The 2,316-nt window shown below is 73.2% G+C and carries 2 protein-coding genes; both read right to left on the reverse strand.

Annotated elements, in window-relative coordinates; all coding sequences use genetic code 11:
* A partial coding sequence (locus tag ACWDCZ_RS40475; RefSeq protein WP_449818607.1) for an SAM-dependent methyltransferase occupies nucleotides 1-512 on the reverse strand: 512 nt, incomplete at its 3' end.
* Nucleotides 513-703: 191 nt separating this feature from the next.
* On the reverse strand, nucleotides 704-2,056 hold the full coding sequence (locus ACWDCZ_RS40480; protein ID WP_079272265.1) for an MFS transporter: 1,353 nt from the start codon (nucleotides 2,054-2,056) through the stop codon (nucleotides 704-706).
* Nucleotides 2,057-2,316: the final 260 nt, after the last annotated feature.

A 2,316-nucleotide genomic window follows, 5' to 3' on the forward strand; every position in this document is an offset into this window, starting at 1 on the left:
CGCGTGCTGGTGCGGATCGAGGGCGGCGAGGGCGAGCGCCGTTCGACCGGCGGCAGGGTGGCGGCCACCCCCGGGTCGGCGAGGAACTGCTCCGGCTCGCGCAGGTCCCCCTGGACGTAGGCGGTACGGCCCTCGGGGGTGCTGGTGAGCAGGGCCCGCGAGTGGGCGAGCACGATCGGGTCGTTGTCGACGTAGACCACGCGGCAGGCCGGATCGACGGCCTGGACGATCTCGTGCAGGTTGGGCGTGGTGGGGATGCCGGTGCCGACGTCCAGGAACTGGCGGACGCCGTGCACCCCGGCGAGCCGGCGGACCATCCGCCGCATCACGGCGCGGGCGGCGGTGGCGTCCTCGCGCACGCCGGGCAGTTCGGCGAGGACGCGGTCGCCGACCTCGCGGTCGACGGCGAAGTTGTCCGTGCCGCCGAGCAGGTAGTCGTAGACCCGGGCGGAGTGCGCCCGGTCGGTGCGCAGGTCCACCGGCGGCGGCTCCTCGAACCCGGCCTCGGTCAGCCAGCTCTCCGACACGCGGCCCCCCGGCGCGCAGTCGTCCGAGCCGCAGCCGTCGGGCCCGCAGTCCTCCGGCAGGCCGCCGTCCCTTGCGTTGGTGTCCGGTATGTCGGTACCCGGTGCGTCGATGCCCACGCCAGCCCTCCCCGTTCAGCAGTGGTCCGGACCACTCAACCACAGCCGATGACTGTCCGTCAGGCGGTTCCGGGTGTCCGCTGAACCGCTCCTTCCGTCTCGCGGACGGCCTCGGCGAAGGAGGGCACCTTCATCGCCGTCAGCAGCGCGAGGGCCGGGCCGGCCGTGCAGACGGTGACGTACGCGGGGATCACGCCCAGCCAGTGCCGGCCGCTCAGCCACTCGGCGAGCAGCGGGAAGGTGCCGCCGAACGCCGCGATGGTGGCCGCGTTGACCACGCCGAGGCCGACCGCCCGCACCTCGGTCGGGAACAGCAGCCCGGTGAAGACGTTGAGCGTGCCGAGCACCGTGGCCACCAGCATCCCCAGCAGCACGGCGACGACCTGGAACGGCAGCCAGCCCTGGCGCAGCCCGGCGAGCAGTACCCCGACCAGCGGGATCGGCAGGCCGAAGCCGATCCGGGCGACGGGCAGCAGGCCGAAGCGGTCGGCGGCGGCGCCGGTGAGCAGCATGGTGGCCAGTACCACGCCGAGCACCACGGTCATGAAGGAGGCCGCCTCCTCCTTGCCGATCACGTGGTAGGCGGCGGCGTACTGCGGCAGGTACACCAGCGCGAAGTAGTAACCGACCGTCCCGCCCAGGGTGTTGAGGAAGACGGTGAGCACCGCCCAGCGGTGCTCGCGCAGCGTCCGGAGGAACGGCGGGCGGGCGGTGCGGCCCGCCCGCTCCCGGGCGCGGTGGAACTCGGCGCTCTCCGGCGCCCACCTCCGCACCCAGACGGCGGCCAGCCCGAGCAGCGCGGCGACCACGAAGCCCCAGCGCCAACCGCCGTTCTCCAGGCCGGACTTGCCGAGGGTGTGGATCAGCAGGGTGAGCACGCCGAAGGAGAGCAGCGAGCCGAGGATGATCCCGCCGTAGGAGACCGAGCTGAACGCGAAGCGGTGCCGCCGCGGGGCGGTCTCGGTCACGTACGCGGCCACGCTCGGCGCCTCCCCGCCGAAGGCGAGCCCCTGCACCACCCGGGCGAGCACGGCCAGCACGGCCGCCCAGACCCCGATGCTCCGCTGGCCCGGGACGGCGGCGATGCCCAGGCTGGCGACGGCGATCACCGCCATGCCGAGGCTGAGCGCGAAGCGCCGCCCCCGGGTGTCGCTGAGCCGCCCGATCAGGTACGAGCCGACCGGCCGGGCGACGAAGCCCACCGCGAAGGTGACGTACGCGCCGAGCACGCCGCTGACGCCGTGTTTGCCGTGCCCGAAGAGGTCCGCCGCGAAGTAGGGCGCGAGGACGGCGTAGATGTTCCAGTCGAAGGACTCGACCACCGATCCGACCGTCGCCGCGGCCAACTCCCGCCGCCGCCCACCGGTTTCCGCCTGGTGACGGAGCGGTGCCACCGCACTGCTTTCTGTCATGGCCTCAGCATGGCACCGTTCGGACCGCCGCGGAATCACTTCTCGCGGCCCGTGGGCGGCGTGCTCCGGCCCGTTGACGCAGAGCACTCTGAGAATCCCATGTGACTGATGTGACAGGCAGGTGATATTCCTGTGCCGTGCATTCCATGATCACCCGGACCCCGCGGCGCGCCCTGCCCGCCGCCGTCGCAGCATGGAGAACGTCCGCCCGGAGGCGTGGTCGCTGCCCGGACCGGACTCCCGGCTGGTGGTCACCACCG

Source organism: Kitasatospora sp. NPDC001225, assembly GCF_053597855.1.